Here is a 15,932-nt window from a genome sequence, read left to right on the forward strand (position 1 = left end):
ACAAATGAATCGTGAACTTATTACAAAATCAGCTTCATACTTAAAAGAGAAATTTCAAGAGACACCACAAGTAGGACTAATCCTTGGATCAGGACTAGGTGTATTAGCAGACGAAATTGAGAACGCAGTAACAGTACCGTACAGTGAAATCCCTGAATTCCCAGTATCAACTGTAGAAGGCCATGCAGGTCAACTAGTATTTGGTACACTTCAAGGTGTAACAGTAGTAGCAATGCAAGGACGTTTCCACTTCTATGAAGGATACGACATGCAAAAAGTAACATTCCCAGTTCGTGTTATGAAAGAACTAGGTGTAGAAACAGTAGTTGTAACAAACGCAGCTGGTGGTGTAAATACATCATTTGAGCCAGGCGATCTTATGTTAATTTCAGACCACATTAACTTCATGGGTACGAATCCATTAATCGGACCGAATGATTCTGAAATGGGCGTACGTTTCCCTGATATGTCTACATCATATACAGTAGAACTTCGCGAAATGGCGAAACAAGTTGCAGCAGACTTAAATATTAAAGTACAAGAAGGTGTATACGTGGGAATGACAGGTCCTGTATATGAAACACCTGCTGAAATTCGTATGCTTCGTACACTTGGCGGAGATGCAGTTGGTATGTCAACAGTACCTGAAGTAATTGTAGCGCGTCATGCTGGTATGAAAGTATTAGGTATTTCTTGTATTTCAAATATGGCAGCTGGTATTTTAGATCAACCACTTCATCACGATGAAGTAATTGAAACGACAGAACGTGTTAAAGCTAACTTCTTAGCATTAGTAAAAGCAATCGTAAAACAAATGAAGGGGTGACTTCACAATGAGAATGGTGGACCTAATTGCAAAAAAACGTGACGGACATGCATTAACGACAGAAGAAATTAACTTTATTGTTGAAGGATATACGAATGGTGATATTCCTGATTATCAAGTAAGTTCACTTGCAATGGCAATTTTCTTCCAAGATATGAACGATCAAGAGCGTGCTGATTTAACGATGGCAATGGTAAATAGCGGTGATACAATCGACTTATCGGCTATTGAAGGTGTAAAAGTAGATAAGCATTCAACAGGTGGTGTTGGTGATACAACGACACTTGTATTAGGTCCATTAGTAGCTGCTTTAGATGTACCAGTAGCGAAAATGTCTGGACGCGGTTTAGGACATACTGGTGGTACAATTGATAAATTAGAAGCAGTTCCAGGATTCCATGTGGAAATTGAAAACGATGAATTCATGCGTCTTGTAAATGAAAACAAAATCGCTGTTATCGGCCAAAGTGGTAACTTAACACCTGCTGATAAAAAGCTATATGCACTTCGTGATGTAACAGCAACAGTAAACTCAATTCCGCTTATTGCAAGTTCGATTATGAGTAAAAAAATTGCTGCTGGTGCAGATGCAATTGTTCTTGATGTAAAAACTGGAGCAGGTGCATTTATGAAAACGGATGAAGATGCAAAACGTTTAGCAGAAGCAATGGTACGTATCGGTAATAACGTTGGTCGTAATACGATGGCAGTTATTTCTGATATGAGTCAACCACTCGGTGAAGCTATCGGTAACGCATTAGAAGTTCAAGAAGCAATTGATACATTACAAGGTAAAGGGCCGAAAGATTTAGAAGAGCTATGTTTAACACTTGGAAGTCAAATGGTGTACCTTGCTGGACAAGCTTCATCTTTAGAAGATGCACGTGAAAAGCTAATTGAAGTAATGAACAACGGAAAAGCGCTAGAATCATTTAAAACGTTCTTATCAGCGCAAGGCGGTGACGCATCTGTTGTTGATGACCCTTCTAAATTGCCACAAGCACAATTTAAAATTGAAGTGGAAGCGAAAGAAGACGGATATGTATCAGAAATCGTTGCAGACGAAATCGGAACAGCAGCAATGCTTTTAGGAGCAGGACGTGCAACGAAAGAGTCTGAAATTGATTTAGCAGTTGGTCTAATGCTGCGCAAAAAAGTAGGCGATAGCGTGAAGCAAGGTGAATCTCTCGTTACAATTTACGCAAACCGCGAAAATGTTGAAGATGTAAAAGCGAAAATTTATGAGAACATGAAGATCTCTAAAGAACAAGTAGATGCACCAACTTTAGTACACGGTATCGTAACGAAGTAATAAAAAAAGCTGAGGAGGTTTCTCCTTGGCTTTTTTTACTATTTTTTGTTTATAATAATAATGGGTGAAATTATGATTAGAATTTGTGCAGTAACAAAAACAGATGAAGTATTATATGATGTTTCTCTAGAAGAAACAAAGAAAGACCATATTGTATGGTATTGGCTAGATTTATATAAGCCAACGAAAGAAGAGTATACATATATTCTGCAGGACCATTTTAAGTTCCATCCCCTTGCAATTGAAGACTGTATAGAATACGTACAGAGGCCAAAAGTTGATTTTTATGATGGATATAACTTTTTAGTTCTTCATGCATTTGGGGAAGATGGACTAGAACCGCACGAAATCGATTTATTTATTAGTGATCGTTATATTGTTTCTTTCCACTTTTCTCATAACAATGCAATCGAAAGAGTATGGAAAACACTTGGAGAAAAGAAGCGTATTAAAAATAGTCCTTTACACGTAGCTCATACAATTATTGACCAAATTGTAGATGACTATTTTGCGCCTGTATATTACATTGAGGATCATTTAAATGCAATTGATGATAATTTAACCGGGGAGACAGCAGGAAGCGTATTAGAAGAGGTATTTGATATACGTGCAGATTTATCAAAGCTAAGGCGTACAATCATTCCAATGCGTGATTTATTATATCGTATTTTAAATTCGACTCGTTTTTATGGTATAAGCGATCATGAAATTTACTTTAAAGATATACATGATCATTTGCTTAAACTAACAGAAATGATTGAGGCAAGTCGAGAGTTAACAGCAGATATTCGGGATAGTTATTTTTCATTAAACTCACATCATATGAATAACATTATGAAAACATTAACTGTATTCTCGACTATTTTCATGCCATTAACATTTATTGCGGGAGTATATGGAATGAACTTTACGCATATGCCAGAGCTTGGTGGACAATATAGTTATTTTATTTGTCTACTTATCATGGCACTAATTGGCGGCGGAATGATGGCCTGGTTTTATAAAAAAGGATGGTTTAAGTAAAAAAACACCGAGGATTTCCTCGGTGTTTTTTTAACCAATAGCATGTAATACAAACATAGCTAAGAATAAGCATGTAATGATATACATAGATGGTGCGACTTCTTTACGCTTTCCAAGAGCAACTTTTAAGATAGGGTAAGCAATAAATCCGAACGCAATGCCATCAGCGATACTATATGTGAGCGGGATCATAACGATAATTAAGAATGCTGGAAATCCTTCTGAAAAGTCATTCAGAGGAATTTGTTGGATGCTTGTAATCATCAGCCCGCCAATAATAATTAAGATTGGTGCAATGGCACTATCAGGAATTAATTTGACAAATGGAAGAGCAAACAGTGATGCAAAGAATAGCAACCCAGTAACGATAGACGTCAGACCTGTCTTACCACCTGCAGTAATACCTGCGGCACTTTCTACTGTTGAAACGGTAGGACTTGTGCCAAATAGACCACATGTCATTGCTGAAATTGCATTGGCTTGGTAAGCACGTGGGAATTTACGATCATCTTCTAATAAACCGTGCAGAAGTCCCATGTTCTCAAAGATAAGCACCATGCTTAAAGAGAATGTTGCAATCCAAAATGGTAAGGAAGAAAGTTTCCCAAATGACATAGCTCCAAACACATCACCGTAATTAGCGAATGAGAATGAACTATTTCCCACTTGACTCGTATCCACAAGACCAAATAACCATGCGATACCAGTTCCTATTGCAATCGTCCATAAAAAGTTTCCACGTACGTTACGAATAAATAATACAAGTGCAATGATAAGAGTAAGTAATGTCGCAAGAACGACAGGATTACTTAATTTCCCCATTGCCACAGCAGTATTTGGGTTCGAAACGACTAAACCACCTTTTTGCAATCCGATAAACGCTAAAAATAATCCGATGCCGACAGTAATCGCTTCCTTTAATGACTTTGGAATTGATACTGATAGCACGCGAGCGATTGGTGTAAAAGCGGCAATTGCAAAAATAATACCAGAGATAAAGACAGCAGCCAATGCTTCTTGCCAAGTTAGTCCAAGCGTATGCACAGCTGTGTACGTGAAGAATGCATTTACACCCATACCCGGGACAAGAATAGCAGGTGCATTTGCCCAAAATGCCATGAGTAGACATCCGACAAATGAACTAAAAACAGTTGCTAAAATTCCAGCTTCAAGAGGAATGCCAGCATCTGATAAGATTGACGCATTTACAATCATAATATATACGATTGTGAAAAATGACGTAACTCCAGCTAAAACTTCTTGTTTTGGTGATGTTTCGTGTAAACCTAATTTAAATGTTCTTTCAAGTATTCCTTTCATGTTAAACCTTCTTTTTCATATCCCTCTCCCACCCGTGATATCTCTTTTGTAAGAGCTCACCGTTCTTTATTATATCAGAACATCATGTTTTTACAACAAGTAAAATGATAACGTTTACTTGTAAAGAGAATTCGTTATAAATACGTAAAAATAGCCCGTATGGATGAAATGATTTCTAATTCACCCGATTGAATAGGCGGGGCTGCTTGTGCATGTAAAGTAGCATAAGACGTAACCTCCCTTGGTAATTGGGCAGATTCTTCAACGAATGAGAGGGGAACAGGATTAATATTTAAATTATATGTACTCGCAATAGCACGAGCTTTTTCTACTGCTTGGTGCAGAGCTTGAATGAGAGCTTGCTCATAATATTTATTTGGATGAGATACTCGGAAACGTAAACCTTTTGCTACATTTGCACCATTTGAAACGGCTATATCATATACTTCCCCAGCTTTTTGTACATTTAAAACGGTAATTTCATACAAATGCTCCACGCGGTATCCTTGTAGCAATGCTTTATCATTTACATATTCGTATTGAGGAGTGATCGTATAAGAAATCGTTTCTATATCTTTATCGGCAATACCAAGCTGTTTAAGTGCATCCAGCAATTGTTTGGATTGCACTGCATTTTCTTCTTGAGCCTGTTTTACATTTTTATCATCTGTTCGAATGCCAAGCGTTAATATAACAACATTCGGTTTTGCTTTAACGACGCCTTCCCCTTGTACAGTAATAGTAGCTTCTTTACCAGTATTAGCTGTGCGTACGTTGTGTAAATAAGGATTCATTCCACCCTGCATTTTCCATCACCATCCTTTTTATATGTATATGTGTGAACAAAAAAGAAATTTATATGAAAAAAGTTACATAAATGAGAATGTTGAGGAAAGAAAGCATATACAACATAGGTATTTATAGATTATAATATGTGTAAATATGATAAAAAAGGGACGAGGCTATTGAACGAAAAAAGAGAAACACTGATTTTAGATTTATCTGCATCATTTCGAAAAATGATACGTTTATTACAAAATGATATTAATACACGTTTTGCAGAACATATGCCATATAATGAATTTTCTGTATTACGTGCGTTATTTTTAAAGAGTCCACAGATGGCTTCGCAAATTGCGAGTGAAGTAAACGTAACCTCCAGTCATATTACAGCTGTTACAGATCGTCTCGTACGAAAAGGATTAGTAGAAAGAAAACGTTCTAATTCAGATCGTCGAATCGTGTACTTAGAAATTACAGAGCACGGAAGAGAAGTAACTGAAAAACTTGAAGCTGTGCGTAAAGAATATTATAAAGAGAGATTTAAAGGTTGGAGCGACCAAGAAATAGAAATGGTCTTAGAACTATTTGGCCGCGTATTATAATAAATGAGGATAGGAAGCGAAAGCATTCCTATCCTTTTTCTTTTGAATAAAAATATTTTGAAACTCCGATACTTTAATTAAAAGATCGGAGGAAAGATTATGAAATATATTGCTGCACTTACCATTTTATTTGGTGGTTTTTTCTGTTTTCAAACATTCACGTACGCAGATACGCCTATTCAAGTAGTGCGAAAAGAAGTGAAGTACATTGAAAATGATAATACAGTCTTATATTCGAAATTATGGGTTCGTTCTATGCAAAACGCAGTATTATTCCACCATAGCGATAATATTCGTAATCGGGACACATTACGTAATGTAACAAGTTCATCGCTTGTTAAAGCGAAGCAACTATCTTTTCAGAAAGCAGCACTCTATATACCGAGACTATCGCAATACGTATCAAAAATAGGAAAAGAAAATATTCAAGTGTACTACATTGCGATTCACTATAATGTGAAAAAAGAAAATGCATATCAATTAGATGGCATGAACTATTTTCTACAAGTATTCGTAAAAGAGCGTGGGGAATGGAAAATTGCTGAAAGTGTAGTTGCCCCGACAGAGCAAATTGTGCAAAATGGTGATGGATTTGGAATGAAAGAAGAGATGGTGTATGGGGATAGGAGAGAGAATGTGAAATAACCTCCTCATCGAGAGGAGGTTATTTTATTTGAAATTCCAAGAGACTTTCCATTTTAATATTTTAGGTAGGAAGAAATACGTAATGAAACTAGTCACTAAAAATCCGATGTAAAAACTAGGCAATGACTGCTCATGACTTAGTATTAAGCCTCCAACAATCCCACCAAAGAAAATTGCACAAACCAAAACTATTTTTTGTAGTTTTGGATATAATAAGTAGTTACCATTTCGCTCATTGGCGGAACGGGCATATAAATAAATACCGAGTGGTAATAAAATAAGGATATGTGCAATAGGTGCAATCAATGTTTTTGCCGGCGGAATCTTTGTAAAGTTTGGTTCGTTATGACGTACTCCATTTTGATCGGTATAAGCGCTTTGTGGATCATAATTAAAGTTAATAGTAAAATCTTCTGCTGGACTAGAAATACGTATGTTTTCCATAACATCATGTATACGGCCATTCTTCTCATGAAAGTCGACATTCGAGTGAACAGCGATGACTCCTGATATAAGTGGTGGAAGTAATAATGGGAAGATGAATATAACGACAGTGAGAAATCCTTGTGAGATAATATTCCCAGTTATTGTTCCTACGCATAATGCAAGTGTATAAATAGCAATTAATACAATTAACATGTATATAAAGTAACTATGAAAGGGCGAGAATACTTGATATTTATTATGAAAAGTCAACTTTTTCATAATAGCAAATAGTCCCCAGTTTAAAACGACAACAGCCGCGATATTACAGATTCCAAACAACCACTTTGTTATATAGAGGTGCGAACGTTTAAAGGGCATAGACCATAACAAGTCGCTAGTGTTATTTTGTCTTTCCCATCCAATTAACGTACAAGCTAGAACGATTAGCAAACTACCTAACAGCATGATAGAATCTAGAAGTGTTAAATCAAAACTGTAATGATATATAGCTTTCCATTTTTTATTCATATTTAGAAAATATTGCTGTTGAATAGAAGTCATATAGTATTTATATGATAAAGTACAGAAGCTGACGAGCCAAAATAACCATATAACATATTTACTTTGTTGATACGTTCTTAGCCACAGTGCTTTTTGAAACATAGGATCTCTCCTTTAAAAAACTTTATAATTTGTTAAGCGTGATAATATAACATAAGTAATGATTCCAGCGAGAAACAAACTGATATAGTAGTTTGGTAAGAAAAAAAATTGATTGATTTTATAGCCACCTAGTAATGCAAAGTAAATGGTTGTCCCCCATATACATATTCGTAAATGCTGTTGGAAAATAAATATCTTTTGACTGTTTTCATTTGGCGATCGTTTATATAAATATGTTCCAAGTAGTAAGTAAACTATTGTATAAAAAATAGGGACTAACATTGATTTGGCTGAATAATAGTGATAAGATGCTGGATTTCTTAAAATAGTTGAGTCATTTTCTTTTTTACGTGATTCAGGATTATATTGGTAATAAATCGTGAAGTTATATATTGGTGCAACTATATTTGTTTTTTTATTGATTTCATAAAGTTGTTGATCTAATTTATTATTTTTAGTATTGGTAGCCTCTAAATGGTTTATCGTAAAAGTGTACACTAGTGGAATAAATGTAAGCCCCATTAGTAACCATGGAATACAAAAAACAACCTGTGAAATAATGCTTCCAGTAAAAGTACCGATACATAGAGCAGCTGTATAGACTGCAACATAAGAAACTATCGCATAAAGAAAGTATCGGTGAAGTGGACTAAATGATTGATAATCAAAATGGATAGTTGTTCTATAAATAACATACATAATAATCCAATTTATAAGTAACGAGCTCACAATACAGAAGGAACCGAAAGCCCATTTAGATAAGAAAACATGTTTTCTTTTAAATGGCATCGTCATAAGTAGTGTATTAGATTGGTTGCTACGTTCCCATCCTATCAATAAGCAGGCTAAAGCAATGATAAGAACAGTTAACCAAAAACTATTACCATCTCGTGCAGAAAAGGTATAAAAATAATAATACTGTTCCCCTTTTTCTTGTAATTCGTAATATTTATCGAGTTCCATCTGAGCACTTCTATAGTATCCGAGAGATAGAAGATAAAGTGAACTGAAGAGAAAAAGTAACGCAGCATATTTCCCGCGCTTCCAATTCCACATCCACAACGCTTTATGAAACATATCCATCCTCCTCCAGTGTCGTAACGAAGACATCTTCAAGTGACATTGTTAATTCTTCAATGAGCAGTGGTTGCTCTTTATAAAACTTCTCCAGTGTTGTAGCCACATTTCCCTCAATTAAGATTGTATATATTTTTCCTGTTTGATTTAATATTTTAATATTGCTTAAGTTTTCTAGTTTTTGAGGTAATGAACGCTCGTAAGCTACTTGTATTTTTGCAAATTGTGATTTTGCATCGTCTAGTGACGTAATAGATGCTACAGTATGTCCTTTTAACATAATGATTGTATCTGCAATTTGTTCCACTTCATCTAAATGATGGGTAGAGATGAAAATGGTAATTTCTTTTTCTGCAACTTCTCCAACGAGAAACTGTAAAATCTGTCTTTTAACGATAGGATCAAGTCCGTTTGTTGGTTCATCTAAAATAATATATTCTGCTTTTGCAGCAACAGCTAAAATGATGGCAAGCAGTGCTTTCATTCCTTTTGAATAACTACGAATTCGTTTGTTTGGTAAGTTGAAACGTTCTAGTAGTTCGTAGAAATATGGTTCATCAAATGCTGTATAAACTGCTTTATAAAACTTCACGATTTCTTTTACTGTATAACCGTTCAGTATGTTAGTAGAATCCGGAACATATACGATTTTTTGTTTCGTTTCAGGATTTTTATGGATGTCGATATCCTCATATGTAACAGTTCCCTCGTCTGGGTCTAAAATGCCGACCATCGTTCGTAATAAAGTTGTTTTTCCCGCGCCGTTTCTTCCAAGTAATCCGACGATACTACCTTTTTGTAATGTGAAAGAAACATCGTCTAAAATTGTTTGATTATCAATTGTTTTCTTCAAGCTTGTCACTTTCAACATCCGTATTCCCTCCAATCTCTTTATAGTATGAATCTATCCAATCATGAATTTTATCTTTCGTAATACCAAGATAAGAGGCTTCTAATAGTAATTGATGAAATTGCTTTTCAACCATAGCGATTTTCCTTTCGTCTAATGTTGGGGTAATCGATTGGGATACAAATGTTCCTTTTCCTCGTAACGTTTCAATAATTCCTTGTCTCTCTAACTCTTGATACGCTTTACTCACTGTATTTGGATTTATAACGAGTAAAGAAGCGAGTTCGCGTACAGAAGGAAGTTTATCACTTGGAGCCAACATGTTTTTCAATACGAGTTCTTTTATATTTTGAACAATTTGTTCCCATATCGGAGTGTTGCTTCTTGGATCAAGTTGAATATGCAAGAGCAATGTCTCCTTCCTCATATGTATTAAGTGTACTACTGTGTGTAATACACTTAATACAATATAGGGGGAGAATGTGTTTGTCAACTGAAAATGTTAGAAAAATTTGGTATTAAAAAAAGATAAATTGGAAAAAATAGGTCTGATATAGAATGGAGGGTTAGTCATGAAGCGAGTTTTTGGAATACTTTTTTGTTTCATGTTATTGCTTTCTGGAACTTCAGTGAGTTTCGCGCAATCTGAGAAAACGAAGCCAGAGAAAACAGAAGAAACAACGCCGAAGTTAGCGGAACAAGCGTCGTCAGCAATCGTAATTGAGCAAGATACAGGTAAAGTTTTATTTGATAAAAACCCAAATGAAAAATTACCACCTGCTAGTATGACAAAGATTATGACAATGCTTTTAATTATGGAACAAGTTGAAAAAGGAAAATTAAAACTGACCGATAAAGTTAGAGCGAGTGAACATGCAGCTTCAATGGGTGGATCGCAAATCTTTTTAGAACCTGGGGAAGAGATGACTGTAAATGAGATGTTAAAGGGTATTGCAATTGCATCTGGAAATGACGCATCTGTTGCAGTAGCCGAGCATATCGCAGGTTCAGAAGAAGGATTTGTAAATATGATGAACAAAAAGGCGAAAGATTTAGGGCTGAAAAATACACATTTTCAAAACCCAACAGGTCTTCCGGCCAAAGACCATTATTCGACAGCAAATGATATGGCTATAATGGCGAGAGAATTGATGAAGTATCCACTTATTCGTAAATACACAGGTAAGTACGAAGATTATTTACGTGAAGATACGGATAAAAAGTTTTGGCTCGTTAATACGAATAAGCTAGTACGTTTTTATCCTGGCGTAGATGGAGTAAAAACAGGTTTTACGACAGAAGCGAAATATTGTTTAACAGCATCGGCTGAAAAAAATGGCATGCGTGTCATTTCAGTTGTCATGGGAGCACCAACATCAAAAGAACGGAACAACCAAGTGACGAAGCTTCTTGACTATGCATTTGGACAATATATGACAAAGAAATTGTATACGCGTGGCGAAAAAATTAAGACAGTTCAAGTAGGGAAAGGGAAAAAAGAAAAAGTAGATTTAGTTGCATCAGATAATGTTTCTCTTCTTATGAAGAAGGGCGAGAATATGGACAAGGTAAAACAAGAAGTAATTGCTGAAAAGAAAGTAAAAGCACCGATTAAAAAAGGTGACGCGCTTGGTACACTTGTTATTAAAAAAGATAAAGATGTTTTATTAAAACAAACAATTGTAGCAAAAGAAGATGTTGCTGCAGCGAGCTGGTGGGAGTTATTTAAAAGAAGTTTTGGGATGTTTTCAACATCAAAATAGCGGCAAATATTTTGCCGCTTTTCTATTCGTATATAAGTGAATAATGCTGAAAGGTTTCACTTTATGACGAAATAGTTCTTCTTTTGTCAGCAGGAAGGATTCTTATTTTGTATCACGAAAATCTTTATGTATGTGAATAAGTAAAGTTTGAGCATAAGGAGGAAATCGTGTGAGTCTTTCCATGCAATTAGAAGTAAAACGTGACGTCCTATGTGTGAGACTAGAGGGTGAATTAGATCATCATACGGCTGAAGAGTTGCGAACGAAAGTAACAGATATGATTGAGACACATGGTGTTCATCATATTGTTTTGAGCCTAGAGAACTTATCTTTTATGGATAGTTCTGGTCTAGGTGTTATATTAGGCCGATATAAACACGTAAAGGGATTAGGTGGAGAAATGGTTGTTTGTGCAATTTCACCGCCTGTTAAGCGTTTATTTGAAATGTCGGGCTTATTCAAAATCGTTCGCTTAGAAGAAAGTGAAGCGCACGCGCTCGCGACGTTGGGGGTGGCATAGATGAGAAATGAAATGAACCTTCAATTTTCAGCATTAAGTCAAAATGAATCGTTCGCTCGCGTTACTGTGGCGGCTTTCATTGCACAACTAGATCCAACGATGGAAGAATTAACGGAGATTAAAACAGTTGTGTCAGAAGCGGTTACAAATGCAATTATTCATGGATACGAAGGAAATGCAGAAGGTATTGTTTATATTTCTGTAATTTTGGAAGAAGCAATGGTGAAACTCACGATTCGAGATGAAGGGATTGGAATCTTTAACTTAGATGAAGCGAGACAACCCCTTTTTACAACTAAACCTGAATTAGAGCGTTCCGGAATGGGATTTACTATCATGGAAAATTTTATGGATGAAGTAGAAGTTATTTCAAACGAATCTTTCGGGACAACAATCCATTTGACAAAATACTTATCAAATAGTAACGCTCTATGCAATTAAGGAGAATAGCCTATGGACATAGAGGTCAAAAATGAGAAGAAGAAACCTCAGTTAAAGGACCACGAGCTAAAAGCGTTAATTCAAAAAAGTCAAGATGGAGATCAACAAGCGAGAGATACAATCGTTCAAAGTAATATGCGCCTCGTTTGGTCGGTTGTACAGCGGTTTCTTAATCGAGGATACGAACCAGACGACCTATTTCAAATTGGATGTATTGGGCTCTTGAAATCGGTAGATAAATTTGATTTATCTTTCGACGTGAAATTTTCAACATATGCAGTTCCAATGATTATTGGTGAAATACAACGTTTCTTACGTGATGATGGATCAGTGAAAGTTAGTAGGTCTTTAAAAGAAACAGGAAACAAAATTCGAAAGATGAGAGATGAGCTTTCGAAAGAATTCGGAAGGGCTCCAACGATTAATGAAGTGGCAGAGGCACTAGAACTAACGCCAGAGGAAGTTGTTCTAGCACAAGAAGCGAGCCGGGCCCCTTCATCTATACATGAAACTGTATATGAAAACGATGGAGATCCAATCACTATTTTAGATCAAATTGCAGATCAATCTGAAACGAAATGGTTCGATAAAATTGCTTTAAAAGAAGCGATTAGAGAACTAGATGAACGAGAGCGCTTAATTGTATACTTGCGTTACTATAAAGATCAAACACAGTCAGAAGTAGCCGAGCGCATAGGCATTTCGCAAGTACAAGTTTCAAGACTTGAAAAGAAAATATTAAAACAGATGAAAGATCGAATAGACGAATAATTGTCTATTCGATTTTTTTATGCCGTTAATAGGAGAGAGATGTTAATTTTCGCAAAAATTAACAGAATTTATTGATAATTTAGTAAATTTAAAATATAATCCAAGTATGAACTTGTCATAAAGGGGGAAGGAAACATGGAAACGAGGCAACAGTGGGGAACGAGAGCTGGATTTATTTTCGCAGCGGTCGGATCTGCCGTTGGATTAGGAAACATATGGCGTTTTCCTTATACAGCGTATGAAAATGGAGGAGGAGCATTCTTTTTACCGTATTTATTTGCATTATTAACGACTGGTATTTCATTGTTAGCGTTTGAGTTTGCCCTTGGTCATCGTCATCGTGGCTCAGCACCACTTACATTTTTCCGTATTAGCCCGCGTGCAGAATTTATTGGATGGTGGCAAATGTGCGTAACATTTATTGTTTCAACATATTATGCAGTGATTATTGCTTGGTCTATATCGTATACATACTTTGCAATTACTGGAGCATGGGGAAAAGACACGCAATCATTTTTATTTAAAGAGTACTTACATGTTGCAGATAAGCCAGGACAATTTGGAGGACTTGTACCAGAAGTATTAATTCCGTTAGCTCTCGTTTGGATTATTGTGCTTGGCGTTGCATTTAAAGGAGTTAAAAAAGGAATCGAAGTTGTTAACCGTATATTTATTCCTTTATTAGTTGTTATGTTCCTTATTATCGTTGTTCGTGCAGTGACGATGGAAGGTGCTATGCAAGGACTAGATGCATTCTTTAAACCAGATTGGAGTCGTATTTTTGATGGGAAAGTATGGCTTGCTGCTTACGGTCAAATATTCTTTAGTTTATCTTTAGCATTTGGAATTATGATTACGTATTCTAGTTATTTACCGAAAAACTCGGATACAACAAATAATGCCTTTATTACTGGATTTGCAAACTCAGGATTTGAATTATTAGCAGGTATTGGGGTCTTTGCAGCTCTTGGATTTATGGCAAATAATATGGGAGTACCGGTTGATAAAGTAGCAAGTGCTGGCGTTGGGCTTGCGTTCGTAGTATTTCCCCAAATTATTAATGAATTGCCGATGTCACCGTTGTTTGGTGTTTTATTTTTCTTATCGTTAACGGTTGCTGGAATTACATCACTTATTTCACTCGCGGAAGTATGCTTTGCCGCTGTATCTGAAAAATTCAGTTTAAGTCGGGAAAAAACTATTGGAATTATGGGAACCCTTCTCGTGTTAGTTTCTCTTGTTTTTGCAACACGTGGTGGACTTATGTTCTTAGATGTTGTCGACTATTTCGCTAATAATTTCGGATTAATTACAATTGCACTTGCGGAAGTAGTTACGATAGGACTCATTTTACGCCGTTTACCAGTTTATCAAAATCATGCAAACTTTGTATCTGATATTAAATTAGGAACGTTTTGGAGAGTGAGTTTACTCGTTATTACTCCGCTTATGTTAGGGTATATGCTAATTGATGGTACAATCCAAAATATTAAAAAGAACTACGGAGATTATCCGACTGAGTTTGTTGTAACGTATGGTTGGTCGATAGCAGCAGCATTCCTCATAGTTGCAATAATCATTGGCCTGAAAAAATGGGATGCACAAATTCATTCGGATTCTGCCAAGCTTGAAAAAGAATGGAAAGATCGAGGTGTTTCATAATGAGTGGATCAGCGATTATGATGATGGTTATTGGAATAGTAGTCATTTGGGGAGGGCTTGCATTAAGTATTGCAAACTTATTTAAGAAAAAGGCATAAGTAAAAAACATCTGTACCGAAATGGTGCAGATGTTTTTTTATGAAAAAATTGTATTAGAAAAAAATTCAATAACCATACTACAACTACGAGGAAGAGTGAAGGGGTGAATGAAAGTTGGAACAAACGATTTATATTAAAATGCGCAATCGTTTAAAAGTTTCTCCTACTTATGAAGTAAAGCTGGGCGATGTTGCTCAACTTGCCGGAGATTCTTCCGTAGTTGAGTTGTTACAAAATGAGATAGTTTACAAAATAACAGCGCATGATAAGACGCATGTTGTAATTGATGTTATGAAAGTAATTGAGATTATTCAACAGAAAGCATCTCACGTACAAATTAATTTACTCGGTTCTGGACAAACTCTTGTTGAAATTATATACGAAAAAAAGAAGACACACCCAATTTTTTTCGGGCTTGTATGGCTGTTACTGTTCATTGGAGCGGCCCTTGCGATCATTTATTTCCATGAAGATGTAAGTATGCAACAAGTACATCAACGGTTATATTACATGATTACTGGAGAATTTAATGCACAACCACTTTTATTTCAAATTCCTTATTCTTTAGGTCTTGGCTTAGGGATGGTTTTATTCTTTAATCATGTATTTCAAAAGCGAATTAATGAAGAGCCGAGTCCGTTAGAAGTTGAGATGTTTCAATACCAACAGTCACTTGATCAGTATGTAATCGTTAATGAAAACAAGGATAATATGAAACAACTTGCCGATGATTGAGTCTGGATTTGTTATTTTAATTGGTTTAGCTGGAGGGATTGCGGTAGGTAGCGGATATGTCGCATTTTTAGCTGTACTTGGTATAATCCCCCGTTTAGCTCAATTAACGAGAAGTGGAAAGCATATTCAATATTTTGAGTGGGCAGTCATTGCAGGTACTTTAACAGGGGCTTGGTGCAGTTTGAAAAACATTACATTTCAAACGTCGCAATATTGGCTCGTTATATTAGGGATATTTTGTGGCACATTCATCGGAATGCTTGCTGCGGCATTAACAGAGGTGTTAAATGTTCTACCTATTTTAGCGAAACGAGTAGGGGTAGAGGGGAAGATTATTGTTTTACTCGTTGCTCTTGTACTTGGGAAAGTAATAGGATCGTTGTTTCACTGGATTTATTTCGTAAAGTAGGAGGC

Annotated in this window: 19 protein-coding genes; 13 read left to right on the forward strand and 6 right to left on the reverse strand. The window is 35.9% G+C overall.

Going from position 1 to position 15,932, the window contains the following annotated elements:
* Positions 1 to 4 precede the first annotated feature (4 nt).
* From ACTFP3_RS13820 to corA, 3 genes are read left to right on the forward strand one after another with little or no spacing between them, the layout of a single operon-like run.
* Positions 5 to 826, forward strand: coding sequence for a purine-nucleoside phosphorylase (locus ACTFP3_RS13820; protein ID WP_001078446.1), 822 nt, complete (start codon positions 5 to 7; stop codon positions 824 to 826).
* A 7-nt stretch (positions 827 to 833) separates the two neighbouring features.
* Positions 834 to 2,138, forward strand: a complete 1,305-nt coding sequence (locus ACTFP3_RS13825; RefSeq protein WP_326035897.1) for a pyrimidine-nucleoside phosphorylase — start codon at positions 834 to 836, stop codon at positions 2,136 to 2,138.
* 60 nt (positions 2,139 to 2,198) lie between these two features.
* Positions 2,199 to 3,161: a magnesium/cobalt transporter CorA gene (corA, locus tag ACTFP3_RS13830; protein ID WP_002000765.1), complete on the forward strand. Its 963-nt coding sequence runs from the start codon at positions 2,199 to 2,201 to the stop codon at positions 3,159 to 3,161.
* Positions 3,162 to 3,191: 30 nt separating this feature from the next.
* On the opposite strand, the gene ACTFP3_RS13835 is transcribed toward corA, so the two are convergent.
* Together ACTFP3_RS13835 and ACTFP3_RS13840 are read right to left on the reverse strand one after the other, a co-directional pair.
* Positions 3,192 to 4,481, reverse strand: coding sequence for an NCS2 family permease (locus tag ACTFP3_RS13835; RefSeq protein WP_000676240.1), 1,290 nt, complete (start codon positions 4,479 to 4,481; stop codon positions 3,192 to 3,194).
* A 134-nt stretch (positions 4,482 to 4,615) separates the two neighbouring features.
* A complete protein-coding gene (locus ACTFP3_RS13840; protein WP_001161448.1) occupies positions 4,616 to 5,287 on the reverse strand; it encodes an SIMPL domain-containing protein in 672 nt (223 codons plus the stop codon).
* A 159-nt stretch (positions 5,288 to 5,446) separates the two neighbouring features.
* Between ACTFP3_RS13840 and ACTFP3_RS13845 the strand changes: the two genes are divergently transcribed.
* Both ACTFP3_RS13845 and ACTFP3_RS13850 read left to right on the forward strand, forming a co-directional pair.
* Positions 5,447 to 5,866, forward strand: a complete 420-nt coding sequence (locus ACTFP3_RS13845) for a MarR family winged helix-turn-helix transcriptional regulator (protein WP_001003305.1) — start codon at positions 5,447 to 5,449, stop codon at positions 5,864 to 5,866.
* Positions 5,867 to 5,965: 99 nt separating this feature from the next.
* Entirely contained in the window at positions 5,966 to 6,511 is a 546-nt protein-coding gene (locus tag ACTFP3_RS13850) for a hypothetical protein (protein WP_000873774.1), read from the forward strand.
* Between the two features lie 24 nt (positions 6,512 to 6,535).
* On the opposite strand, the gene ACTFP3_RS13855 is transcribed toward ACTFP3_RS13850, so the two are convergent.
* From ACTFP3_RS13855 to ACTFP3_RS13870, 4 genes are read right to left on the reverse strand one after another with little or no spacing between them, the layout of a single operon-like run.
* The gene (locus ACTFP3_RS13855; RefSeq protein WP_440010731.1) at positions 6,536 to 7,600 is read right to left on the reverse strand and encodes an ABC transporter permease; all 1,065 of its coding nucleotides are present in this window, start codon (positions 7,598 to 7,600) and stop codon (positions 6,536 to 6,538) included.
* A gap of 12 nt (positions 7,601 to 7,612) precedes the next feature.
* Positions 7,613 to 8,677 carry an ABC transporter permease gene (locus tag ACTFP3_RS13860; protein ID WP_086411648.1) on the reverse strand — a complete coding sequence of 355 codons (1,065 nt, stop codon included), beginning with the start codon at positions 8,675 to 8,677 and terminating at the stop codon, positions 7,613 to 7,615.
* Positions 8,667 to 9,548 (reverse strand): ABC transporter ATP-binding protein, encoded by an 882-nt coding sequence (locus tag ACTFP3_RS13865; RefSeq protein WP_086411649.1) that lies wholly within the window; start codon positions 9,546 to 9,548, stop codon positions 8,667 to 8,669. The genes ACTFP3_RS13860 and ACTFP3_RS13865 overlap by 11 nt, the downstream gene beginning before the upstream one ends.
* Positions 9,514 to 9,933, reverse strand: a complete 420-nt coding sequence (locus tag ACTFP3_RS13870) for a GntR family transcriptional regulator (protein WP_000548027.1) — start codon at positions 9,931 to 9,933, stop codon at positions 9,514 to 9,516. The genes ACTFP3_RS13865 and ACTFP3_RS13870 overlap by 35 nt, the downstream gene beginning before the upstream one ends.
* Before the next feature lie 166 nt (positions 9,934 to 10,099).
* On the opposite strand from ACTFP3_RS13870, the gene dacF reads away from it, so the two are divergent.
* The 8 genes from dacF (at position 10,100) to spoVAB (ending at position 15,927) form a co-directional block, all read left to right on the forward strand.
* Positions 10,100 to 11,290 (forward strand): serine-type D-Ala-D-Ala carboxypeptidase DacF, encoded by a 1,191-nt coding sequence (gene dacF, locus ACTFP3_RS13875; protein WP_086411650.1) that lies wholly within the window; start codon positions 10,100 to 10,102, stop codon positions 11,288 to 11,290.
* A 169-nt stretch (positions 11,291 to 11,459) separates the two neighbouring features.
* The gene (gene spoIIAA, locus ACTFP3_RS13880) at positions 11,460 to 11,810 is read left to right on the forward strand and encodes an anti-sigma F factor antagonist (RefSeq protein WP_000059135.1); all 351 of its coding nucleotides are present in this window, start codon (positions 11,460 to 11,462) and stop codon (positions 11,808 to 11,810) included.
* Complete coding sequence (spoIIAB, locus tag ACTFP3_RS13885; RefSeq protein WP_001243398.1) at positions 11,811 to 12,251, forward strand: anti-sigma F factor; 441 nt, start codon at positions 11,811 to 11,813, stop codon at positions 12,249 to 12,251.
* A 12-nt stretch (positions 12,252 to 12,263) separates the two neighbouring features.
* A complete protein-coding gene (gene sigF, locus ACTFP3_RS13890) occupies positions 12,264 to 13,022 on the forward strand; it encodes an RNA polymerase sporulation sigma factor SigF (protein ID WP_000350729.1) in 759 nt (252 codons plus the stop codon).
* A 135-nt stretch (positions 13,023 to 13,157) separates the two neighbouring features.
* Complete coding sequence (locus ACTFP3_RS13895) at positions 13,158 to 14,684, forward strand: sodium-dependent transporter (RefSeq protein WP_000450088.1); 1,527 nt, start codon at positions 13,158 to 13,160, stop codon at positions 14,682 to 14,684.
* Complete coding sequence (locus ACTFP3_RS13900) at positions 14,684 to 14,782, forward strand: methionine/alanine import family NSS transporter small subunit (RefSeq protein ID WP_000016826.1); 99 nt, start codon at positions 14,684 to 14,686, stop codon at positions 14,780 to 14,782. Before ACTFP3_RS13895 ends, ACTFP3_RS13900 begins: the two co-directional genes overlap by 1 nt.
* Positions 14,783 to 14,897: 115 nt before the next feature.
* Positions 14,898 to 15,518 carry a stage V sporulation protein AA gene (locus tag ACTFP3_RS13905; protein WP_000438369.1) on the forward strand — a complete coding sequence of 207 codons (621 nt, stop codon included), beginning with the start codon at positions 14,898 to 14,900 and terminating at the stop codon, positions 15,516 to 15,518.
* The gene (spoVAB, locus tag ACTFP3_RS13910; RefSeq protein ID WP_000572936.1) at positions 15,511 to 15,927 is read left to right on the forward strand and encodes a stage V sporulation protein SpoVAB; all 417 of its coding nucleotides are present in this window, start codon (positions 15,511 to 15,513) and stop codon (positions 15,925 to 15,927) included. The genes ACTFP3_RS13905 and spoVAB overlap by 8 nt, the downstream gene beginning before the upstream one ends.
* Positions 15,928 to 15,932: the final 5 nt, after the last annotated feature.

This window comes from Bacillus cereus group sp. MYBK5-2 (genome assembly GCF_051915685.1).
GTDB classification, from domain to species: domain Bacteria; phylum Bacillota; class Bacilli; order Bacillales; family Bacillaceae_G; genus Bacillus_A; species Bacillus_A cereus.